Origin of the sequence: Vibrio sp. 10N.222.46.A1 (assembly GCF_041473595.1) — a bacterium.
Lineage (GTDB): Bacteria > Pseudomonadota > Gammaproteobacteria > Enterobacterales > Vibrionaceae > Vibrio > Vibrio tasmaniensis_A.
On the sequence record NZ_JBFRSN010000196.1, the window covers coordinates 1 to 357 of the forward strand.

General features: G+C 42.6%; 1 pseudogene. It reads left to right on the forward strand.

What is annotated here, in order from left to right:
- A pseudogene (locus AB4496_RS06630) lies at nt 1-167 on the forward strand (IS110 family transposase); the annotation flags it as partial.
- Between the last annotated feature and the right edge of the window lie 190 nt (nt 168-357).

Below are 357 nucleotides of genomic sequence, written 5' to 3' on the forward strand. Positions count from 1 at the left end.
GTCTTCATGCCGTAGACCAAAATGGTAAGGTCATACTTCATAAGTCGGTAACTCGCTCTAAACTACTGACTACAATAGCAAATATGCCACTCATGCGTATAGGCGTTGAAGCGTGTGGTGGTGCACATTATTGGGCCAGAACACTCAATCAACGAGTACATGACGCTAGTACCTCACCGACGACACAGTCACCTTTAGCGATAAAAAAGTAAGACCAATACATGGCATGTTTCGGAATGAGCCGACCCACCTAGCTGAAAAGGCATCGATAATATGAATAATGGCATTAGCGAAATCAGAGTAGATGTGACGACGAAAGAAACGAAAAACAGCTAACTATTTGATAAGATTGCTATC